The sequence below is a fragment of the Shinella yambaruensis genome (genome assembly GCF_050859155.1).
Lineage (GTDB): Bacteria > Pseudomonadota > Alphaproteobacteria > Rhizobiales > Rhizobiaceae > Shinella > Shinella yambaruensis.
The window spans coordinates 348,362-369,070 of record NZ_CP150639.1 but is presented as its reverse complement, the minus strand read 5'-3'; the positions used below and the strand labels follow the sequence as shown (position 1 = coordinate 369,070).

At 66.0% G+C, this 20,709-nt stretch carries 20 protein-coding genes; 8 read left to right on the top strand and 12 right to left on the bottom strand.

Annotated features, from left to right (window positions below):
* Positions 1 to 71 precede the first annotated feature (71 nt).
* Both WMC41_RS24095 and WMC41_RS24090 read right to left on the bottom strand, forming a co-directional pair.
* Positions 72 to 1,100: a substrate-binding domain-containing protein gene (locus WMC41_RS24095; RefSeq protein WP_133034068.1), complete on the bottom strand. Its 1,029-nt coding sequence runs from the start codon at positions 1,098 to 1,100 to the stop codon at positions 72 to 74.
* Between the two features lie 204 nt (positions 1,101 to 1,304).
* Complete coding sequence (locus WMC41_RS24090) at positions 1,305 to 2,210, bottom strand: phosphotransferase (protein WP_432349294.1); 906 nt, start codon at positions 2,208 to 2,210, stop codon at positions 1,305 to 1,307.
* Positions 2,211 to 2,290: 80 nt separating this feature from the next.
* Between WMC41_RS24090 and WMC41_RS24085 the strand changes: the two genes are divergently transcribed.
* Positions 2,291 to 2,932 carry a class I SAM-dependent DNA methyltransferase gene (locus WMC41_RS24085; RefSeq protein WP_432349293.1) on the top strand — a complete coding sequence of 214 codons (642 nt, stop codon included), beginning with the start codon at positions 2,291 to 2,293 and terminating at the stop codon, positions 2,930 to 2,932.
* Positions 2,933 to 2,945: 13 nt separating this feature from the next.
* Here the strand turns inward: WMC41_RS24085 and dmeF are convergent, their stop codons facing one another.
* The 7 genes from dmeF to WMC41_RS24050 form a co-directional block, all read right to left on the bottom strand.
* A complete protein-coding gene (dmeF, locus tag WMC41_RS24080; RefSeq protein ID WP_432349291.1) occupies positions 2,946 to 3,941 on the bottom strand; it encodes a CDF family Co(II)/Ni(II) efflux transporter DmeF in 996 nt (331 codons plus the stop codon).
* Positions 3,942 to 4,028: 87 nt separating this feature from the next.
* On the bottom strand, positions 4,029 to 4,301 hold the full coding sequence (locus WMC41_RS24075) for a metal/formaldehyde-sensitive transcriptional repressor (protein ID WP_064332969.1): 273 nt from the start codon (positions 4,299 to 4,301) through the stop codon (positions 4,029 to 4,031).
* Between the two features lie 89 nt (positions 4,302 to 4,390).
* Complete coding sequence (locus WMC41_RS24070; RefSeq protein WP_432349289.1) at positions 4,391 to 6,832, bottom strand: GcvT family protein; 2,442 nt, start codon at positions 6,830 to 6,832, stop codon at positions 4,391 to 4,393.
* Positions 6,829 to 7,740 carry a phosphotransferase gene (locus WMC41_RS24065; RefSeq protein WP_432349287.1) on the bottom strand — a complete coding sequence of 304 codons (912 nt, stop codon included), beginning with the start codon at positions 7,738 to 7,740 and terminating at the stop codon, positions 6,829 to 6,831. The genes WMC41_RS24070 and WMC41_RS24065 overlap by 4 nt, the downstream gene beginning before the upstream one ends.
* On the bottom strand, positions 7,740 to 9,773 hold the full coding sequence (locus WMC41_RS24060) for an ABC transporter permease (protein ID WP_432349285.1): 2,034 nt from the start codon (positions 9,771 to 9,773) through the stop codon (positions 7,740 to 7,742). The genes WMC41_RS24065 and WMC41_RS24060 overlap by 1 nt, the downstream gene beginning before the upstream one ends.
* Before the next feature lie 4 nt (positions 9,774 to 9,777).
* Positions 9,778 to 10,797: a quaternary amine ABC transporter ATP-binding protein gene (locus tag WMC41_RS24055; RefSeq protein ID WP_432349325.1), complete on the bottom strand. Its 1,020-nt coding sequence runs from the start codon at positions 10,795 to 10,797 to the stop codon at positions 9,778 to 9,780.
* Between the two features lie 94 nt (positions 10,798 to 10,891).
* Positions 10,892 to 11,857 (bottom strand): ABC transporter substrate-binding protein, encoded by a 966-nt coding sequence (locus WMC41_RS24050; protein ID WP_432349283.1) that lies wholly within the window; start codon positions 11,855 to 11,857, stop codon positions 10,892 to 10,894.
* Between the two features lie 231 nt (positions 11,858 to 12,088).
* Here WMC41_RS24050 and WMC41_RS24045 point away from each other — a divergent pair, with 231 nt between their 5' ends.
* A complete protein-coding gene (locus tag WMC41_RS24045; RefSeq protein WP_288079534.1) occupies positions 12,089 to 12,850 on the top strand; it encodes a DeoR/GlpR family DNA-binding transcription regulator in 762 nt (253 codons plus the stop codon).
* Between the two features lie 63 nt (positions 12,851 to 12,913).
* Here WMC41_RS24045 and WMC41_RS24040 read toward each other — a convergent pair whose 3' ends face one another.
* The 3 genes from WMC41_RS24040 to WMC41_RS24030 all read right to left on the bottom strand — a co-directional run bounded on the left by WMC41_RS24040 (position 12,914) and on the right by WMC41_RS24030 (position 15,429).
* Positions 12,914 to 13,147: a DUF2171 domain-containing protein gene (locus WMC41_RS24040; protein ID WP_244766476.1), complete on the bottom strand. Its 234-nt coding sequence runs from the start codon at positions 13,145 to 13,147 to the stop codon at positions 12,914 to 12,916.
* Positions 13,148 to 13,229: 82 nt separating this feature from the next.
* Positions 13,230 to 14,543, bottom strand: a complete 1,314-nt coding sequence (locus WMC41_RS24035; protein WP_432349280.1) for a glutamine synthetase — start codon at positions 14,541 to 14,543, stop codon at positions 13,230 to 13,232.
* Positions 14,533 to 15,429, bottom strand: a complete 897-nt coding sequence (locus tag WMC41_RS24030; protein ID WP_244766474.1) for a MurR/RpiR family transcriptional regulator — start codon at positions 15,427 to 15,429, stop codon at positions 14,533 to 14,535. Before WMC41_RS24030 ends, WMC41_RS24035 begins: the two co-directional genes overlap by 11 nt.
* Before the next feature lie 146 nt (positions 15,430 to 15,575).
* Here WMC41_RS24030 and WMC41_RS24025 point away from each other — a divergent pair, with 146 nt between their 5' ends.
* The 6 genes from WMC41_RS24025 to WMC41_RS24000 all read left to right on the top strand — a co-directional run bounded on the left by WMC41_RS24025 (position 15,576) and on the right by WMC41_RS24000 (position 20,709).
* Positions 15,576 to 16,382, top strand: coding sequence for an N-formylglutamate amidohydrolase (locus WMC41_RS24025; RefSeq protein WP_432349278.1), 807 nt, complete (start codon positions 15,576 to 15,578; stop codon positions 16,380 to 16,382).
* Entirely contained in the window at positions 16,382 to 17,032 is a 651-nt protein-coding gene (locus tag WMC41_RS24020; RefSeq protein ID WP_272807824.1) for an isochorismatase family cysteine hydrolase, read from the top strand. The genes WMC41_RS24025 and WMC41_RS24020 overlap by 1 nt, the downstream gene beginning before the upstream one ends.
* Before the next feature lie 121 nt (positions 17,033 to 17,153).
* Positions 17,154 to 18,326, top strand: coding sequence for an ABC transporter substrate-binding protein (locus WMC41_RS24015; RefSeq protein ID WP_244766471.1), 1,173 nt, complete (start codon positions 17,154 to 17,156; stop codon positions 18,324 to 18,326).
* Between the two features lie 52 nt (positions 18,327 to 18,378).
* Positions 18,379 to 19,113: an ABC transporter ATP-binding protein gene (locus WMC41_RS24010; RefSeq protein ID WP_244766470.1), complete on the top strand. Its 735-nt coding sequence runs from the start codon at positions 18,379 to 18,381 to the stop codon at positions 19,111 to 19,113.
* Positions 19,106 to 19,813: an ABC transporter ATP-binding protein gene (locus WMC41_RS24005; protein WP_432349275.1), complete on the top strand. Its 708-nt coding sequence runs from the start codon at positions 19,106 to 19,108 to the stop codon at positions 19,811 to 19,813. Before WMC41_RS24010 ends, WMC41_RS24005 begins: the two co-directional genes overlap by 8 nt.
* A 5-nt stretch (positions 19,814 to 19,818) precedes the next feature.
* Positions 19,819 to 20,709 carry a branched-chain amino acid ABC transporter permease gene (locus WMC41_RS24000; protein ID WP_244766468.1) on the top strand — a complete coding sequence of 297 codons (891 nt, stop codon included), beginning with the start codon at positions 19,819 to 19,821 and terminating at the stop codon, positions 20,707 to 20,709.

Below are 20,709 nucleotides of genomic sequence, written 5' to 3'. Positions count from 1 at the left end.
TTGAGGGGGAGATGCCCGGCAGGGCAGAGGGGGGCCACGGTGGAAGCGGCCAAAGGCATGAGCCGCCGATACTACTCCTCGATACCCTTGGTGCCGCGACGCTTCAGGTACTTGTCCCAGTAGAAATCGTCGGCGTTTTCCGCCGTCACGATGGACAGGCCGTTGTCGACGACCGGGATGCTCATCGGGTTGAAGCCCGAGCGCTTGGCGTCGTTCATCGGGTCGATCAGTTCCGGATGCTTGGCGAGCCACAGCAGCATGAAGCCCATATAGCCCTGCATGCCCTGGTTCGGGTTGATCGAGCCGAACACCTCGCCGGCCTTGATCATGTCGAGGATGTTGGCGTTGACGTCCGCGCACATGACGAGGACCTTGCCGCCGGCTTCCTTGTTGGCCTGCGCCGCGCCGATGGCGGAATTGGCTTCCGGCATGAAGACCGCGCCGAGATTCGGGTTGGCCTGGATGATGCTGGAAAGACCCTGATAGGCCTTGGTCGGATCCTGGTTGGAGGCGGCGCGGCCGACGAGCTTCATGTCCGGCCACTTCTCCTCCATGCGGGCGATGAAGGCGGCTATGCGCTTGTCGTGGTTGTCCTGGCCGGGGTTTTCGAGCACCGCATACTCGCCCTTGCCGCCCATCTTCTCGGCGATCGCGTCGGCCGCATAGGTGCCTTCGCGGGTGTTGTCGGAGGTGATGAAGGACACGCGCTTGGAAAGCGGCGAGTCGGCGGCGAAGGTCACGACCGCCGTGCCCTGGTCGATGGCGCGGTTGATCGGCTCGATGAACGGGTCGGAGTTCATCGGGTGGACGAGAATGCCGGCCGGGTTCTGTGCCAGCGCCTGGTCGAAGGTGGCGATCTGCTTGTTGACGTCATATTCCGGCGTGCCGGTATATTCCGTCTCGCAGCCGAGCTGCTGGCCGGCCTGCTTGAACATCTCATAGACCGGGAACCAGTATTCGACGCCCGAAACCATGACATTCATGACGTATTTCTCGCCCGGCTTGCAGCGGAACGGGTTCTCCGTCTCGGCCGCCGCGGAACCGGCAAAAAGCGTCGTCGCAAGGACCGCCAACGCGGTCGTCGTCAGAAAAGTGCGCAAGTATCCTCCTCCGGGGCGAAAGCCCCTCCCAAAAGCCCGTGGGCGTCGTTCCGACGCCGGTGATCTCTGTGAAGACCGGACTTCCTCCTCGAAGTCCGGTATGGGCAGCTAATCGCAAAGCAAAGGGAGTGTCAATATAATTCAGACAATGAAATATATTTCATACCTAAATCATGAAATCAAGCCCGACGGCTGAAATATCTTTCATCCCTTCGCGACGGCCGCCACCGACGCGGCAAAGACCGGATCGGCCATCAGCGCGCGGCAGCGGGCAAAGCGCCCGTCCGCATAGGCCCGGAAATCGGCGGCCGGGTTGCCGTTCGCAAGCTGGATCAGCCCCCAGAGCGTCCAGAGCAGATCGCACATCGCCTTGTAGATGACGATGCGGCCGCGCTCGGCCGGTTTCGGCTCGCCGCCGAAATAGGCGCGGATCATCGCCTCCTCCTGCTGCCGGTCGAACTCCGCCTCGACAGAGAGATCGCCGAGGTCCCACATCGGGTCGTTCATGCCGGAATATTCCCAGTCGACGATCCACATGCGATCCCCCGTATCGAGGAAGTTCTCGCAGAGCGGATCGCAATGGCAGGCGACGACGGGCAGCGGGTGGGCGGCGAGCGCGGCGCGCACCGTTTCCGCCTCGCGCAGCCCCTCGTGATAGCCTTCCGGCAGGGCGACATCCTTGGTGGAGAGTACGGCAAGGTACTCGTCGATCATGGCGAAGAGCTCGAAGCGCGCCGGGAAGATCGCGCCGCTGTCGTGCAAGCGCCGGAAGGCCTCGCCCGCCCGCGCCGGCGCGCCGGAAACGGCCTTGAAGCCCTCCGGCGTCATCGTCGTCGCGCCGGGAATGAAACGGGTAAGCATCAACCCGGTCGCCGCATCCACGTGAAAGACCTCCGGCCCCACGCCGACGCGCGCCGCTTCCCTCGCGGCGACGGCCTCGTTGCCACGGTCGATATATTCCTCCGTGCCCCTGCCGGGCACGCGCAGGCACCAGTCGCGGACGCGGAAGACGAGATTGGTGAGGCCGCCGAGCCGTTCCACCGGTCCGTCATAGCCTTCCAGAAGGGGAATTTTCGCGATTGCATCCAGGGCCTGCCGCTCTTCGCTCATGAACACCTCCTTTTGGCCGTCCGCGACGGTTTCACAGATTTCAGCCTTTCGCTATCATCATCAAAACATGAGGGAAGGCCATGGCAAACGGACATCATGAGGGTGCACTCGGCGCGGTCTACAATGCAAGCGGCACGGAGGAGGTCGCGGCCCTCTACGACGGCTGGGCGGAGACCTACGACGCCGACATGGCGAGCGCCGGCTACCGCCATCCATCGATCTGCCTCGCGCTCCTCGCGCGCCACCTGCCGCGCGGCGCCGCGCCCCTGCTCGATGCGGGCGCCGGCACCGGGCTCATCGGCGAATGGCTGGCGATCCTCGGCTATGCCCATGTCGAGGGCCTCGACATTTCCGACGGCATGCTCCAGCGGGCGGCGGCGAAGGCCGTCTATGCCGCCCTGCACCGCGCCGCCCTCGGCAATCCCCTGCCCTTCCCGGACGGGCACTTCGCCGGCATCGTCTCGGCCGGCGTGTTCACGTCGGGCCATGTCGGCGTCGAGGGCCTGCCGGAACTCATCCGCATCACGCGGCCGGGCGGCGTCCTCGTCCTGACGGTGAAGAACACGCTGTGGAACGACGGTTTTTCCGACCGGCTGGCGGCCCTGGAGCGCAAGGGCATCCTCGCGCGGACAGAGGAGACCGCGCCCTATGTCTCGATGCCCGGCGAGACGGGCACCGTGCCGAGCCGCGGCGTGGTGCTGAAGGTGCTGCGCCACGCCTGAGGCAGGGCCCCGGTCAGGCCGGCTGCACCTCGACCGTCACATGCGACAGCCCGCCGAGATGGGCAAGCCGCGCCTTGTAGTCGGACGGCGCCTTCGGGTGCGGGGATGAGAGCGAGACGATGGCCGCGTGATGGCCGGGACCGACCTGCCAGACATGCAGGTCGGTGATGTGCTCGTCGCCGCGTTCCAGCACCGTGCGGATATCCTCCGCCAGCGCCCCGCCCTCCGGCACCGCGTCGATCAGCACGCCGCCCGCCTCGCGGATGAGGCTCCACGACCAGCGGACGATGACCAGCGCCCCGACGACGCCCATCACCGGATCGGCCCAGAGCCAGCCGTAGCTCCGGCCGAGCAGCAGTGCGACGATGGCAAGGATGGAGGTCAGCGCATCCGCCAGCACATGCAGGTAGGCGGCGCGAAGATTGTTGTCGCGCGCCGAATGCGGGTGGTCGTGCGCATGGTGGTGATCGTGGTCGTGGTGATGATCGTCATGGTGGTCATGATGATGGCCGCCATGGCCGTGACCGTGGTGGCCGTGGTGGTGATGTGCGTGGTCGTCCCGCAGCAGCCAGGCGCTGGCAAGGTTGACCGCAAGGCCGGCGACGGCCACGGCGATCGCCTGGCCGAAATGGATCTCGACCGGATCGGCAAGGCGCAGGACGCTTTCCCAGCCGATGAGCAGGGCGATGAAGGCGAGGACGATGGCGCTGGCAAAGCCCGCGAGATCGCCGAGCTTGCCCGTGCCGAAGGTGAAGCGCGGATCGCGCGCATGGCGCCGCGCATAGGAATAGGCGAGCGCCGCGATCAGCATGGCGCCGGCATGGGTGGACATGTGCCAGCCGTCCGCCACCAGCGCCATCGAGCCGTAGATCGTGCCCGCGACGATTTCCGCCACCATCATGCCGGCGGTCAGCGCGATGACGAGCCAGACCCTGCGCTCGTTGCGGCTGTGGTCGGCGCCGAGGAAGACGTGGTCGTGGGTTGGCCTTGCCGTCGTATCGTTTGCCATGGGACTCCCTTTCGTTGCGGCAGGCGGGGCCGAATACCCTCGGCAGCGCCCGGGGCAAGGCTGCTTCGCCCTGCTGCGGGACCTGCGCTATTTCATGTAGGTCCGGATGACCCCAATCAGCTCCTCGCCGCCCTGAAGACAGTCCGCCTTCGTCTCGGCTTCCATCACGTGATGGCGCAGATGATCCTCCATCACTTCCGCCGTCAGGCCGCCGAGCGCGCCGCGCACGGAGGCGAGCTGGCGCATGATCTCCGCACAGCCCGCCTCGCCTTCCAGCGCGCGTTCGATGCCCTCGATCTGGCCGCGGATGCGGCGCACCCGGGCGATCAGCTTGTCCTTCTGCTGGATGGTGTGGCTCATGCGGGATCGCCTTTCAAATTCATAATATAGCGGGGTATACTATGGATTCTCCGATCCGGAAAGACCCGGAGGCCTTCCCTGCCGCAGGATCAGGCTTTCACGCGCGCACCGGCCGGATCGTAGAGCGGTTCGAGGTGGATCTTCGCCGGCGTGCGTTCCATGGCGACGACGAGCTCGTAGTCGCCGCCCGTCAGGAAATCGTCGTCCACACCCTCGGCGCGGCGCACATAGCCGTAGCCGACATTCTTGCCGAGCGTATAGCCATAGCCGCCGCTGGTGAGGTAGCCGACGGGCTCGCCGTTGCGCAGGATCGTCTCACGACCGACGAGCACGATGTCCGGATTGTCGACCGTGAAACCGGCCAGCGCCTTCTTGCGCTTTTCGCCCTGTAGCGCCTCCAGCGCCCGGCGGCCGAGGAAATCGGTGTTCTTGCGCAGCTTCACCGCCCAGCCGAGGCCGGCATCGAAGGGCGTGTCGTTCGGCGTGATGTCGGATCCCCAGGCGCGGTACCCCTTTTCGAGGCGCAGCGATTCCAGCGCGCGGTAGCCGACCGGGCGGATACCGAACGGGGCACCGGCCGTCATCAGTGCATCGAAGACCGTGCCGATGGCCTCGATCGGCACATGCAGCTCCCAGCCGAGCTCGCCGACATAGGTGACACGCAGCGCCCGCACGACATGGCCGGCAAGCACGATTTCCCGCACATGGCCGAAGGGGAAGCCGGCATTGGAGACATCGGCATCGGCAAGCGCGGCCAGAACGTCGCGCGCCTTCGGCCCCATCAGCGACAGCGTGCCGAAATCCTCGGTTACATCGCGGAGCGTCACGTCGAGGCCGCCGGGAAGATGATCCGTGATCCAGCCGAGGTCATGGGTGCGGAAGCCCGTGCCGGTCACGATGTAGAATTTCTCCTCGGCGAGCCGCGCCACCGTCAGGTCCGCCTCGATGCCGCCGCGGCTGTTGAGAAGCTGCGTATAGGTCAGCCGCCCCACCGGCTTGCCGACATCGTTGGCGCAGATCCAGTCGAGCGCCTTCAGCGCGTCCGGCCCCGTCATCTCGTATTTGGCGAAGGAGGACTGGTCGAAGATGCCGACGGCCTCGCGCACATGGCGGTGCTCGTCGCCGACCGTCGAGAACCAGTTCTGCCGGCCCATCGAATAGACGTCCCGCGCCTCCATGCCCTTCGGCGCGAACCAGTTCGGCCGCTCCCAGCCGAGCTTGGAGCCGAACACCGCGCCATGCGCCTTCAGCCGCTCGTAGAGCGGCGAGACGACGCGCGGGCGGCCGCTCTCGTATTCCTCGTGCGGAAAGCCGATCGTGTAGTGCTTGCCGTAGGCTTCCAGCGTGCGGTCGAGCACCCATTGCCGGTCGCGGTGCATGCCGGCAAAGCGGCGGATATCGACCACCCAGAGATCGAGCGGCGCCTCGCCGTCGATCACCCATTGCGCCAGCACCCAGCCCGCCCCGCCACCCGAGGCGATGCCGAAGGCGTTGAAGCCCGCGCCGACGAACATGTTGCTGCATTCCGGCGCCACGCCGAGGATGAAGTTGCCGTCGGGCGTAAAGCTCTCCGGCCCGTTGATCATCTGCTTGACGCCGACCTTCTCCAGCGCCGGCACGCGGGCGATCGCCTCCACCATATGCTGCTCGAAATGGTCGAAATCGTCGTCGAAGAGCCGGTAGGCCCACTCGTCCGGCACGTCGCCGGTCGTCCAGGGCTGCGGGTTCGGCTCGTAGCCGCCCATGACGAGCCCGCCGACCTCCTCCTTGAAATAGGTACGGCGATCGGGATCGCGGATCGTCGGCGCGTCGGTGGCGAGCCCCGGCACGGTTTCCGTGATGATATACTGGTGCTTGACCGGCTGCAGCGGCACGTTGATGCCGGCCATCGCGCCCACCTGCCGCGCCCACTGGCCGGCGCAGTTGACCACCTTTTCGCAGGCGATGTCGCCGCGCGTCGTGCGCACGCGGCGAATGCGGCCGTCCTCGATGTCGAAGCCCGTGACGCGCACGTTCTCGACGATCGTCGCACCATGCATGCGCGCGCCCCTTGCGAGCGACTGGGTGATGTCCGAGGGGCTCGCCTGCCCGTCGGTCGGCAGCCAGCTTGCGCCGACGAGGTCACCGACCTCCATCAGCGGCCACATGGCCTTGACCTCCTGCGGCGTCAGGAGGTGCATGTCCATGCCGAAGCTCCTGGCCGTGGTGGCGAGGCGGCGGAACTCCGTCCAGCGGTCCTGGTTGGTGGCAAGCCGCAGGCATCCCGTCATCTTCCAGCCGGTCGCAAGGCCCGTCTCGGCTTCGAGGCCCTTGTAGAGATCGACGGAATATTTCAGCACCCGGGTGATCGACGCCGAGGAGCGGAGCTGGCCGACGAGGCCGGCCGCATGCCAGGTCGAGCCCGAGGTCAGCGTGCCCTGCTCCAGGAGGATCACGTTCGCCTTGTGGTCGCGGGCGAGATGATAGGCCGTCGAGCAGCCGATGATGCCGCCGCCGATGACAACGATCTCAGCATGGGATGGCAGGGTCATTTGGCGTGTTTCCCGTATTTTGTTCTGTAATGGTCGAGCGCCCTGTCGAGACGATCGAGATTTTCGGCGGTGTAGCCGACATAGTCGGCGCCGGGCGCTGTCAGATGAAGTTCGGAGACCATGCTCCACATCGCCTCGCGCAGCAGCGAGGCGCATTGCATGGCGGCATGCGAGCGAAGGATCGCCGGGTCGGGCGCGCCGGCGAAATAGGCGGCGAGGAAATCCTCCGCCTCGTCGGGCGAAAGCCCGGCATTGGAGGTGGCGCCGGCAAGGTCGAACATGGCGGTGGAGAAGCCGGCATATTCGAAATCGATCAGCCAGAGCCGATCGCCGTCGTCGAGGATGTTGGCCGGCAGCAGGTCGTTGTGCGCAAAGACGATCGGCAGCGGCGCCTGTGCCGCCTCCAGCTCCTCGGCGAGCGCGAGGTAGCCCGGAAGGTGCGGCTTCATGCGGCTGCCGCCCTCCCGCAACGTGCGGGCATAGTCGCGCACCACATGGAAGGGCCAGAAGAGGAAGGCGGCGCCGCTCACCTCCTGCGGCATCTCGTCGTGGAACCGGCGCAGCAGGTCCGCCACCCGCCGCCGCTCGGCGGCAACGTCTTCCGCGCCAAAAGTCTTCGCGCCGAGGAAGGCCGAGACCATGACACCGGGCTCGGCGTAGCGCACCTCCGGGCCGAAGCCGGCCGCATGGGCCGCCCGCGCCGTCATCAGCTCCCGCTCGCGGAAGACATGGTGGAAGGGATAGTCCCGGCCGAAGCGCACGACATGGCGCCCCGCCGCATCGTTGACGAGATAGCTCTCGTTGCTGATGCCGCCCTTCAGCGGCGCGATCTCGATGCGGCCCGCCCAGCAGGGCAGAGCGCGGATGCGGTCCTCGACGGCGCGGCTGAGCTCGACATGGCCCTCCATCAGCTCATCCTCTCGCGGATGCGGTTCGCACCGGCGGAAATCAGCCGGTCGGCGATGATGGCGATGAAGGCGATCGAGAGGCCGGCGACGATACCGCGGCCCGTATCGGCCTTGGTGAGCGCGATATAGACCTCCTGCCCGAGATCGCGCGTGCCGACCAGTGCGGTGATGACCAGCATGGAGAGGGCGAACATGATCGTCTGGTTGAGGCCGAGCAGAATTTCCGGCAGCGCCAGCTTCAGCTTGATCTTGGCGAGGATCTGCCCGGACGTGCAGCCCATGGCGCGGCCCGCCTCCACCACGCGCGGATCGACGCGCTGGAGACCCAGCACCGTGTAGCGGATCGCCGGCACGACGGCATAGGCGACGACGGCGATCATCGCGGTGAAATCGCCGACGCGGAAAAGCATGACGACGGGCATGAGATAGACGAAGGACGGCAGCGTCTGCAGCGTGTCGATGACGAGCTGGAGCCAGCGCCACAGCCGTTCGCGCTCGGCCGCCAGGATGCCGAGCGGCACGCCGATGAGGCAGGCGAAGACGACGGAGATGCCGCAGAGATAGACGGTGATCATCGCCTTCTCCCATTGCCCGGTCGCGGCGATCAGGAAGGAAAGCACGCCGACCAGCGCGGCAAGGCGCAGGCCGCCCAGCCGGTAGCCCGCCAATGCCAGCAGCGCGACGACACCAGCCCAGGGCAGGTCGCCGAGCAGCCGCTTCAGCGGCACGAGGATGTTCAGGAGGATGACGTTGCGGATCGCCTCCAGCGCGTCGAAGAAATTGACGTTGATCCAGCGCACCACCTCGGACCAGAAGGTGCCGGTGGAGACCTGCCAGCGTTCCGGAAAGCTCTGCAGTGCCGGCACGGCAAGCCCGGCGAGGAAGGTCGCGACGACGATCGCCAGTGCGGCGACGAGATAGGGATGGCGGGAGACGAAGCCGCCGCCCGCCGCGATGCCGGCCGCCGGCCGGCTGGCCTTTTCCGCATAGGCCTGGCTCAACCGGTCGAGCGCCACGGCGAGCGCGACGATCGCCAGCCCCGCTTCGAGGCCTGCGCCGATATCGAGGCGGCGGAGCGCGGCAAGCACGTCGAAGCCGAGGCCGCCGGCGCCGATCATCGAGGCGATGATGACCATGTTCAGCGAAAGCATGATGACCTGGTTGACGCCGACCATCAGGCTGTCCTTGGCAGACGGCACCATGACCTTCCAGGTCATCTGCCGCCGGCTGCAGCCGACCATGTTGCCGAGGTCGCGGATCTCCGCCGGCACGGAGCGCATGGCGAGGATGGTGACGCGCGCCATCGGCGGCAGGGCATAGATCAGCGTCGCGACGATCGCCGCCGTCGGGCCGAAGCCAAAGAAGACGAGCACGGGCACGAGATAGGCGAAGACCGGGATCGTCTGCATGAGGTCGAGAACGGGAACCAGCATCCGCTCGAAGAACGGCCAGCGCCAGGCGGCAAGGCCGAGCAGGAGGCCGGCCAGCACGCCGATCGGCACGGCGACGACGATGGAGGCGAGCGTCACCATGGCGCTCGTCCACTGGCCGAAGATGACAAGGAAGCCGAAGCAGGCCGTGACGAGCGCGGCGAGCCGCGCACCGCCGGCATGGTGGCCGATCAGCGCGACGATGGCGAGCACGGCGAGCCAGGAGAGCGGCGGCAGATGCTGCACGGCGCTCGAGCCCTGCCCCGACAGGAGGCCGCTCGACAGGAGGCCGAGCGACACCCGGTAGGGAACGTCGATGATCTCGGCAAGGAAACGGGTAAGGTCCGTAAAGGTGAAGAGGCCGAAGCTCGCCTCGTCCACCAGCCATTTCGTCGCCCTGCCGATCCAGCGCGCCGCCGGGATCTCGAAGGCGCGCGGATAGGAGAAGGCCCATTTCGCAAAGCCCTCGCCGAACTGCCAGAAAAGGACGAAGAGGGCGAGCGCGAGCGGCCACAGCCAGCGCGCCCGCGCCGCACCGCGCGAGGCCGGGTTTTCCGGGATCGGCTCGGAGACAGGCTGGAGGACGGGGAAGGACGCGCCCATGCCGTCAGCCCCGCATCATCACGTCGACGACCGCCGCACGGTCGATGAGGCCGATGGGCGTTCCCGTCCCGTCGACCGCGGCAAGCGTCTCCGTACCGCGCGAAAAGAGCGGCGCGGCCTCGGCCACCGGCGCATTCGCGCGGATCGAGGCCGGCGGCAGCGTGCCGTTCAGCGGCCGCATCAGGGCGGCCACCTTGACGACCTTGGCCCGGGCGACGCTGCGCGTGAATTCCGCCACATAGGGCGTCGCCGGGTTCAGCACGAGGTCCTCCGGCGTGCCCGCCTGCACGATCTCGCCATCCTTCATGATGGCGATGCGGTCGGCAAGGCGGATCGCCTCGTCGAAATCGTGGGTGATGAAGACGATGGTCTTCTTCAGCACCGATTGCAGGCGCAGGAACTCGTCCTGCATCTCGCGGCGGATCAGCGGGTCGAGCGCGGAAAAGGGCTCGTCGAGAAACCAGAGCTCCGGCTCGGCGGCGAGCGAGCGGGCAATGCCGACGCGCTGCTGCTGGCCGCCGGACAGCTCGCGCGGGAAGGCATTCTCGCGGCCGGAAAGGCCGACGAGGTCGATCATGCGCCGCGCCCGCTCCTCGCGCGCTGCCCGCTCGACGCCCTGGATCTCCAGCGGAAAGGCGACATTCGCCAGCACGGTGAGGTGCGGCAGCAGGGCGAAATGCTGGAAGACCATGCCCATCTGGTGGCGGCGGATCTCGATCATCCGCGCCTCGCTTGCCGCAAGCAGGTTCTCGCCGTTGAAGAGGATATCGCCGGAGGTCGGCTCGATGAGGCGCGAGAGGCAGCGCACCAGCGTCGACTTGCCCGAGCCGGACAGGCCCATGATGACGAAGATCTCGCCCTCGCGCACCTCGATATTGACGTCGCGCACCGCGCCGACGGCGCCGGCCGCGCGCAGGTCCGCGCTCGTCAGCCGCGCGGCCGCCGGGCCGGCCAGGGATCTGCCGCCTGCGCCAAAGATCTTCCAGACGCCGCGGCAGACAAGTTTCGGTTCGCTAGAGGCCATCGTCATTCCGGTCGCGTGATCGAAACGCGGTCCCTACGGGACCGCACGAAAGGCGCCCGGCCTCCCCTGCTGGCGGAGGGCCGGGCCTTGCGCGCTACTTCTTGATCCAGCCGGACCAGCGCGCTTCGTTCGCCGCCATCCATTCGGCGACCACCTCGGAGACCTTCTTGCCGTCGAGGTCCACCTTGGTGATCATCGCCCCCATCTCGTCATTGTTGACGCTGAACGCCTTGATGGCGGCATAGGCGCCCGGCCACTTGTCCTTGACGCCGGACCAGCCGACCTTCCAGATCGGGCCGAAGGGCTTGCCGCAGTCATAGGCGGCATCGGGGTTCACGCCGGCCACCGGGTCCTCGTAACACTCCTTCGAATAGGGCGGGAACTCGACCCACTCGCCCTGGTATTTGGCCGGCGCCCAGTGCGGCGCGTAGATCCACAGCAGGATCGGCGCCTGGCGCTGGTAAGCGCTTTCCAGCTCCGCGAAGAGCGCGGCGTCCGTGCCGGCATGGATCACCTCGAAGGGCAGGTCCAGCGCCTCGACGCGCTCGTCGTCGAAACCGCCCCAGGTAACGGGGCCGCCGAGATAACGGCCCTTCGGCGCGGTCTCGGGGATCGAGAAGGCTTCCGCGCAGGCTTCGCTCTTCAGCGCCTCCCAGTTCGGCAAGCCGGGGCATTTCTCCTTCATGTAGGCCGGATACCACCACTCTTCCTTGGCCTGCATGCCGGTCTCGCCGAAATTCTCGACCTTGCCGGTGGCCGTCGCGGCGTCCATCGCGTCGCGGCCGGTGGTTTCCCACATCTCCATGGCGACGTGCAGGTCGCCGGTCTCCAGGCCCGCGAACTGTGCGAGATAGTCGGCCTGGACATATTCGATGGAATAGCCGGCCTTCTTCAGCACCTCGCCCATGATTTCCGTGGTGATGAGCTGGCCCGTCCAGTCGTGCAGCGTCAGCTTGATCGGATCGGTGGATTCCTGCGCCGCCGCGGGCGCAATCGTGAAGGCCGCGGACAGGCAAAGCGTCGCGGCGAACAGTCCTGGCAGGCGAATAGGTTGAAACATGCGTGATCTCCCGGTCGCACTTTGAAGTCGATGCTTTCTGATGCGCCGGATGCCGTTCCCCGTACTTTTGTATCTGTCGGCCTGCGCATGGAGCCGATCACACGCTGGATGAAAGCGGCTGTCAATCCTGAAATGTGGCTTTTTCTGCCTTTGTGACCGAATCTGCGGCTTTCTTGCCAGATGATCCGTCTAGGATTATGAAGCAGGAGAACGCATGCGGACATGACGACGATGAACCACTCCAAACGCCACAACGACATTCTGAGGCTGCTCCAGCAGGACGGCACGGTGACGATCGCCGACCTTGCCAAGAAACTCGACGTTTCGCTGGAAACCGTGCGGCGGGACATCAAGCCGCTGACGACGAACGGCACCGTGGTGAAGATGCACGGCGCCGTGGCGCTGCCCTCCGTGGTCGGCGAAGCGCCCTTCGAAAAGCGCATGCGCGAAAACAGCGAGGCGAAGAAGGCGATCGCCGTCGCCATGGCCGCGACGATCCGCGACGGTGATTCGATCATGCTCGATACGGGCACGACGACAAGCTACCTCGCCCGCGAGCTGCTCGGCCACCGGCGGCTGACGGTCGTGACCAACTCCTCCGACATCGCGCGCACGCTTTCGACGGTCAACGACAACCGGGTCTACATGGCGGGCGGCGAGCTGCGCAGCGACAATGGCGCGGCCTTCGGCGTCTCGGCGATCGAGTTCATCAACCATTTCACCGTCGGCCATGCGGTCATTTCCACGGGCGCGATCGATGCCGCGATCGGCGTGATGGACTACGACCTGGAGGAAGCGGAATTCGCACGTGCCGTGGTCGCGCGCGGCAAGCGGGCCGTCGTCGTCACCGACCATACGAAATTCGGCCGGCAGGGGCTGGTGCGCGTCTGCGAATTCAGCATGCTGACCGATCTCTTCACCGACAAGGCGCCGCCCCGCGATGTCTCCGCCGCCCTGAAGGCGGCCGGCGTCAACGTCGCGCTGGCGCGCTGACGAGAAAGCGGCCCGGCGAATATTTCGCCGAACCGCTTTGGATCCTGCCGAGAGGCGGGACGATCAGTTCATCGCCGACCACTGGCGCTCGACTTCCTGTGCGTCCTTGTTCAGATGCACATGGGCATCGACATGGTCGACCCAATCGAGGGGGATCAGGTGGTGCTGGCCGTCCTTCGAATCGCTCTTGGTGAGCTTGATGCGGCTGTCGCCTTCCATGTGGTCGACGGTGCCGACATGGCGGCCATCGGCGGCGCGGACTTCCATATGTTCACGAATTTCGCTTGCAGCGACCATGGAAATTCTCCTTTCAGGTCAAATTCACCCGAAAGGAACGCGGGGAGCCTTGCGTGGTTCCCCGCGCCGCAAAGCCTTGTGGCTAGTAGGCGCTTTCGTAGGCGGCGCAGATCTCGGCCTGCGTCTTGCCGGCAAGATAGGCGATCTCGCCCTCCTTGTGCTTGATGTAGACGTCGGCAAACCCTTCCGGAAACCAGCCGCAGACCGTCGCATTGCCGCGGAACCGCTGGAGCGCGGCCTCCAGCGTCTGCGGCAGGCGGACGTAACCGCGCGCGGCCAGCGCCTCGACGCCCAGCAGCGAAAGGTCCTCCTGCGTCGCCTCCGGCACGGCCAGCCCCTCCTCGATGCCCTGCACGCCGGCATGCACGATGGCGGCGAGCGCCAGATGCGGATTGGCCGCACCGTCGGCGGCGCGGAACTCGAAGTTGAACTGGGCCGCACGGGCGATGTCGCTGATGTCGGAAACCGGGCAGATGCGCACCGAGGCCTCGCGATCACGGAAACCGAGATTGTTGAAGGCGGCGCTCCAGCGATGCGGGGTGAGGCGCAGATAGGAGACGACGCTCGGCGCGGTGATGGCGATGATCGAATCGAGATATTTCAGGATGCCGGCGACGAATTTTCCGGCGACGCCGGAGAGCTCGTGCTTGCCGGCCGGATCGTGGGTGACGGGATTGCCGGCCGCATCCAGCATGCTCATATGCACATGCACGCCGTTGCCGACGCCCGCCGGATCGCGGATCGGCGTGAAGGTCGGGTCGTAGCCGAGTTCGCGGGCGACGAGGCCGACGAGTTCGCGGGTGATCAGCGAGTGGTCGGCGATGGTCACGCCCTTCTGCGGGCCCATCGTCACCTCGAACTGGCCGGCGCCGAATTCCTTGAGGATGGTGTCGGGCGTCACGCCCGCCTCCCGCATCGCCGCGATGATCGCCTCGCAGAAGTCCCGCTCCTCCTGGAACCCGCCGAGCGTGAAGGCCTTGCCGATATCGGAGACGAGGTGCTTGATCTGGAACTCGTGCTCGAAGGCGCCGTAGAGCGTGACGCCCGATACCCTTTGCAGGCGATCGAGCGCTGCCTCGAGGATCGAACGCGTGCAGAACTCCCACGGCCGGCCATCGGTATAGCGTATGTTGCCGATGACGAAATTCTCGTTCGGCGCCCCTTCCTCGCTCTCGATGCTGACGCGTGTCGCGGGATCGGGAATGAGCACGAGGTCGCCGAGCGAGCCGAACGGGCTTTCGGCGATGTTGTCGAAGCAGGTGATCTGCACGTTGGTCGGCGTCCAGCCGACGCCGCGCTTCAGGCGTTTGTCCATCTGCGCCAGCGGAAAGGCCTTGCCGCGCACCTTGCCCGAAAGGTCGCCGCAGCAGGCGACCATCATTTCCTCACGTTTCATCGGCGTCCCCGTTGATCTGGTCATAACCCGGCATCGAAAAGCGGATGCCGTCCCAATCCTTGATGCGTTTTTGCGTCGCCTCCCAGTCGGCCTCCGAGACGCGCACGATCAGCGCCTCGACGAGCGCCATGGCGGCGGCCACCGTATCCCAGGCAGTGCCGGCATCGATCGGCAGCGCGACGATATGGTCGGCGCTGCGCGCGGCCGGCGACATCCACTTGTCGGTGACGACGACGATGGTCGCGCCACGCTTCTTGGCGATCGTCTCGGCAAGGCGCGCGAGGCTGAGCTGGTAGCGCCGGAAATCGAACAGCAGCACGACGTCCTTCCGGCGCATGCGCAAGACGTGCTCCGGCCACATTTCCGGATTGTCGGACATGTGGTAGATGCCGCTGCGGATCTGGCGCAGGTGGATCGACAGGAACGCGGCGACATTGTCGCTGACGCGCCCGCCGAGCAGGAAGATGTTGCGCGCCGGATCGGCGAGCAGGTCGGCGAGAATGTCGAACTGCGCCTGCGACACCGTCGCCGTCATCTCCTGCATGACCGCCGAGACGCGCGCCACATATTCCGACAGGAATTCCGAATGGCCGACCGGCTTCTGGCTCGATTTCAGGTCGAGCGGCGAGCGCTGCCCTTCCTTCAGCTCGGTGATCAGCTGGCGCTGCAGGTCCTGGAAGCCGCCGCAGCCGATCTTGCTGACGAAGCGGGTGATCGAGGGCGCGCTGACACCGGTCTTGGCCGCCAGCTCCTGGATGCTTTCGAGGCCCGTGAAGGGATAATCGGCAAGAATGGCATTGGCGATCTTGCGCTCGCTGGCGGTCAGCTGCGCTGCCGCATCGCGGATCCTCGTGCGGATCGTCGTCGACGACTTCCCATCGCTCATTGGCGTTCGTTCCCCTGGTTGGACGAATATTCGCGCCATGAAAAAAATTAGTCAAATGGAAAAACTAGATTGACTATGATCTAAAAATTTCCTTGACTGCCCAACATGGAAGCCCGCATCGGCGGGCGCATGGCGGATCCCATCTCATGCTCAGGTTCGCAGACCGCGATACGACCAGATTGCTGCAGGCGGGCGACCCGGAACCCGTGGAGTGGATCAATACCGCCGGCGCCTCGTCGATCTTCCTGACATGCGAACATGCCGGCCGCGTCATTCCGGCTGCCCTCGGCGACCTTGGCATTCCTCCCGCGGAGATGGACCGCCACATCGCCTATGACGTCGGCGCGGAGGGCGTCGCCCGCGGCCTTGCCGATCGCCTTAACGCCGCCCTCATCCTGCAGCGCTACAGCCGCCTCGTCATCGACTGCAACCGTCCCTTCGAGGCGAAGGATTGCGTCGTCGGGGAGAGCGACGGCACACCGGTGCCGGCGAATGCCGATGTCACCGATCTCGACCGCCGCCGCCGCTATGTGGAAATCCACCAGCCGCTGCACGAGGCGATCGCCGTGGCGCTCGACCAGCGGCAGGCGACGGGAAAGCCGCTCGTCCTCGTCTCGGTGCACAGTTTCACGCCGGTCATGCGCGCGACGGGCGCGACGCGGGACTTCGAACTCGGCCTGCTCTACAACCGCGATGCCCGCCTTGCCGAGCGGCTTGCGCAGACGTTCCGCGCCGCCAATCCGGACGTCACCGTCAAGCTCAACGCACCCTATCACGTCGACGACATCTCCGACTACACGATCCCGGTGCACGGCGAGCGGCGCGGCATAGCGCATGTGCTTCTGGAAGTGCGCAACGATCTCATCAACGATGCCCGCGGGCAGGAGGAATGGGCAGGCCGCCTCGCCGGCCCCCTCCGCCTTGCGGCAGACAGCCTCGAAGGAAACGCTTGATGGCCGCTGACCATCTGACCACCCGCGACGTGCCGCTCGATCCGGCCGCCTCCGCCATCCTCTTCATCGACGTGCAGAACTTTTCCGTGCGCCGCGAGGGCGGCGAGTTCAAGGACGTGTCCGACGCCGATATCGCGGGAAAATACGGCTATTATTTCAAGCGCATCCACGAGGTCGCGATCCCGAACATGCAGCGCCTGCTGGGAGGCTTCCGCAAGGCCGGCATCGAGGTGCTGCACACCACGATCGAAAGCCTCACCAGGGACGGCCGCGACCGCAGCCTCGACTACAAGATCACCGGCTTCAACGTGCCGAAGGGCTCGTGGGACGGCAAGGTCATCGACGAGCTGGAACCGCTGGAGGACGAGATCGTCTTCCCGAAGAGCTCGTCCAGCGTCTTCGTCTCCACTCATATCGACTACATCCTGCGCAATCTCGGCGTAAAACAACTCGTGCTGTGTGGACTTCTGACCGACCAGTGCGTGGAATCGGCCGTGCGCGATGCCTGCGACCTCAACTATCTCGTGACGCTGGTGCCCGATGCCTGCGGCACCTATTCGCAGGAGCGCCACGACACCTCGCTGAGCGCCATCAAGGGCTATTGCCGGCAGGTCTCGACCGATGCGTTGCTGAAGGAGATCGGGCAGTAGGGCCTGCAGACGAACCGACGGGACGGAAACGAGGAGCATCCGAAAGCGGGCCGCAGAACACAACAAAAGGCCGGGCCGCACGACACTTCACTGCCGAAAGGCATCAAAAAGGGGAACGACCATGATGAAGACTTCCAAACTGCTTCTGGCGGCCGCAAGCCTTGCGCTCGCCGCCTCCGCGGCCTTTGCCGAGGACGACAAGATCGTCATCGGCGGCGCGCTCTCGATGACGGGCATCCAGGCGCCGCTCGACACGCCCGGCTACAACGGCGCGCAGGTCGCGGTGAAATATCTCAACGACAATGGCGGCGTGCTCGGCAAGCAGGTCGAGTTCATTAACATCGACGGCAAATCCGATCCGGTGACAGTCGGCAACGTCGCCGTCGAGCTGATCGACAAGGGCGCCCAGGTCATCGTCGCGCCCTGCGATTTCGACTTCGGTTCGCCGGCGAGCCGCGAGGCGCAGTCGGCCGGCCTCGTCGGCATCTCGACCTGCGCCTCCGATCCGCTCTACTCTTCCTGGTCGCTCGGCGACAAGCAGTTCACGCTCTCCATGTGGAACACCACGATGGGCGCGACGGCAGCCGATTTCGCCTTCAAGGAGAAGGGCTGGAAGACGGCCTATGTCGTCACCGACCAGTTCATCGCCTACACCAAGTCGCTGTCGAAGTATTTCGTCGAGCAGTTCAAGGCCGATGGCGGCGAGATCATTCTCGAAGACACCTACACGAACGGCGACAACAACTTTTCCGCCCAGCTCGCGCGTCTTCAGGCGCTCGGCAAGAAGCCGGACGTGATCTTCGTCTCGTCCTACGGCACGGATATCGGCGTGATCATCCGCGCGCTGCGCGAAGTCGGCTATGATGCGCCGATCCTCGGCGGCGACGCCTATGACGACCCGGCCATGCACGAGGCACTCGGCGAAAAGTTCGGCAACGACGTCTATTTCGTCACCCATACCTGGATGGGAACGGGAGCGGATCCGGAAATGGAGAAGTTCATCGGTCTCTACAAGGAGATGTTCGGCAAGGACCCGGACACGTCCTTCGTCTCGACGGGCTGGGACACGATCATGATGATCGCCGAGGCGATCAAGGCCGCCGGCACCACGGAAGGCGCAGCCCTCGCCAAGGCGCTGGAGGACGGCCAGTTCAAGCTCCTGACCGGCGACCTCGACTACGGCACGGCCGAAGAGGGCCACGTTCCGAACAAGGCGGCGGCGCTCATCGAGCTGAAGGGCGGAAAGCCGACCTTCGTGGGCTGGCGCAAGCCGGAATCCCTGCCGAAGCCCTGATCATACATTGCGGGCCGGCTCTCGGAGCCGGCCCATCACCTTCGGAAAAGCCATGTCTGAAACGCGCCTCGCGGTAAACGACGTGTCGGTGGAATTCACCGGCCTCCGCGCCCTCGACCATGTGTCGCTCTCCGTCCTCACCGGCGAGGTCGTCGGCCTGATCGGCCCGAACGGCTCGGGCAAGACGACGCTCATCAACGCCATCACCGGCCAGGTGAAGCTGGCGGGCGGCACGATCACCGCCGGCGACACGACCCTTTCCGGCCTCTCGCCGCGCCAGATCGCGCTTGCCGGCGTCAGCCGCTCCTTCCAGATCGTGCGCCTTTTCAACACGATGACGGTGCTGGAGAATGTCGAGGCCGCAGCACTGGCGAAGGGCGCCTCCCGCGCCGTCGCCACCGAGCGCGCGAAAAACCTTCTCGACGAACTCGGCCTATCGGCGAAGGCGGACGAGCTGGGCGAAAGCCTCAGCTACGGCGACAAGCGCCGCGTCGAGATCGCAAGGGCGCTCGCCGCCGAGCCGCGCTTCCTGCTGCTCGACGAGCCCGCCGCCGGCATGAACGACGCGGAGACGGAAACCCTGCTCCATACCCTCTCCGAGCTGCCGAAGAAGCGCGGCCTCGGCCTTCTCATCATCGATCACGACATGGGTCTCATCATGCGCCTCTGCCACCGGCTGCACGTGCTCGCCTCCGGCCGCACCATCGCCGAAGGCGACGCCGCCCATGTCCGCAGCCATCCGGCCGTCATCGAAGCCTATCTCGGCAAGGGAGCGGCCCATGCTTGAGATTTCCGATCTCTCCGTCAATTACGGCACGATCCGCGCGGTGCGCGGCATCAGCCTCACCGTCGCCAGGGGCGAGCTGGTGAGCCTGCTCGGCGCGAACGGCGCGGGCAAGTCCTCGACCATCAAATGCATCGCCGGCGCGCTCAAGGCGGCGGGCGGCGCGATCACGCTCGAAGGCCGTGACATCACCGCCGCCAATCCCGAGCAGGTCATCCGCGCGGGGCTCGCCACCGTGCCGGAAACCCGCGACGTCTTCCCGGATCTGACGGTCGCCGAGAACCTCATGCTCGGCGCCTATATCCACCGCCGCGACCAGGCCGGCAACCGGCAGAATCTCGAAAAGCTGCACACGCTCTTCCCGCGCCTTGCCGAGCGCTCGCACCAGCCGGCCGGCACGCTTTCCGGCGGCGAGCAGCAGATGCTCGTCATCGCCCGCGCGCTGATGGCGCGCCCGCGCGTCCTCCTCCTCGACGAGCCCTCGCTGGGTCTTGCGCCCGCCATCGTCGAGCGCATCTTCGAGATGATCGAGACGCTGAAGAAATCCGGCCTCACCATCCTTCTCGTGGAGCAGAACGTGAACCAGGCGCTCTCCATCGCCGACCGCGCCTATGTCATGCGGCTCGGCGCCATCGTCGCCTCCGGCACTGCCGAGGAGATCCGCTCGGGCAGCGATCTCAGCGCACACTATCTGGGAGGCTGATTGCGATGGCTTTCACGATCCAGTTCGTCATCGACGTCCTCAGCCTCGGCGGGGCCTATGCCCTCATGGCGCTCGGCCTCGTCATCATCTACGGCATCCTGCGGCTGGTGAACTTCGCCTATGGCGAACTCATCATGGTCGCCGGCTACACCATGTATCTTTCCAGCGGCTCGGGCCTGCCCTGGCTCGTCATGGCAGCGCTCGCCGTCGCGATGGCGGTGCTCTTCGGCATCCTCACCGACTATGCCGCCTTCCGCCCGGTGCGCGCCAAATCGGTGACGGCGGTGCTGATCACTTCCTTCGCCTTCTCCAACCTGTTGCAGAATGCCGCCCTCCTCTTCATCTCGCCGCGCCCGCGCAATGTTCCCCTGCCGGACATCTTCTCCCAGACCGTCTCGATCGGCGGCGCGATCACGCCGGTGCGCAACCTCATCACCATCGCCGCCTCCATCGTGCTGCTCGCCGCCGTCGCCTTCCTGATGCGCAGGACGACGCTCGGCATCGCCATGCGCGCGGCCGCCACCAACTTCACCATGGCCCGCATGCTCGGCGTACCGGCCAACCTCATCATTTCCTCGGCCTTCGCCCTCTCCGGCTTCCTTGCCGGCGTCGTCGGCATCCTGTGGATCGGGCGCATCGGCACGGTCGTGCCGGGCGTCGGCCTCGAACCGCTGCTCGTCGCCTTCATCGCCACCGTGATCGGCGGCATGCGCAGCCTTCCGGGCGCCGTCGTCGGCGGCTTCCTCTTGGCGCTGATCGATACGACGCTCAACTACACCCTGTCGCAGGATCTCCTGAAGTTCCGCGACGCCTTCACCTTCAGCCTCGTCATCCTGATCCTGCTCTGGCGCCCGCAGGGCCTCATCAAGGGCCCGGCGAGCGGACAGCGGACCTGA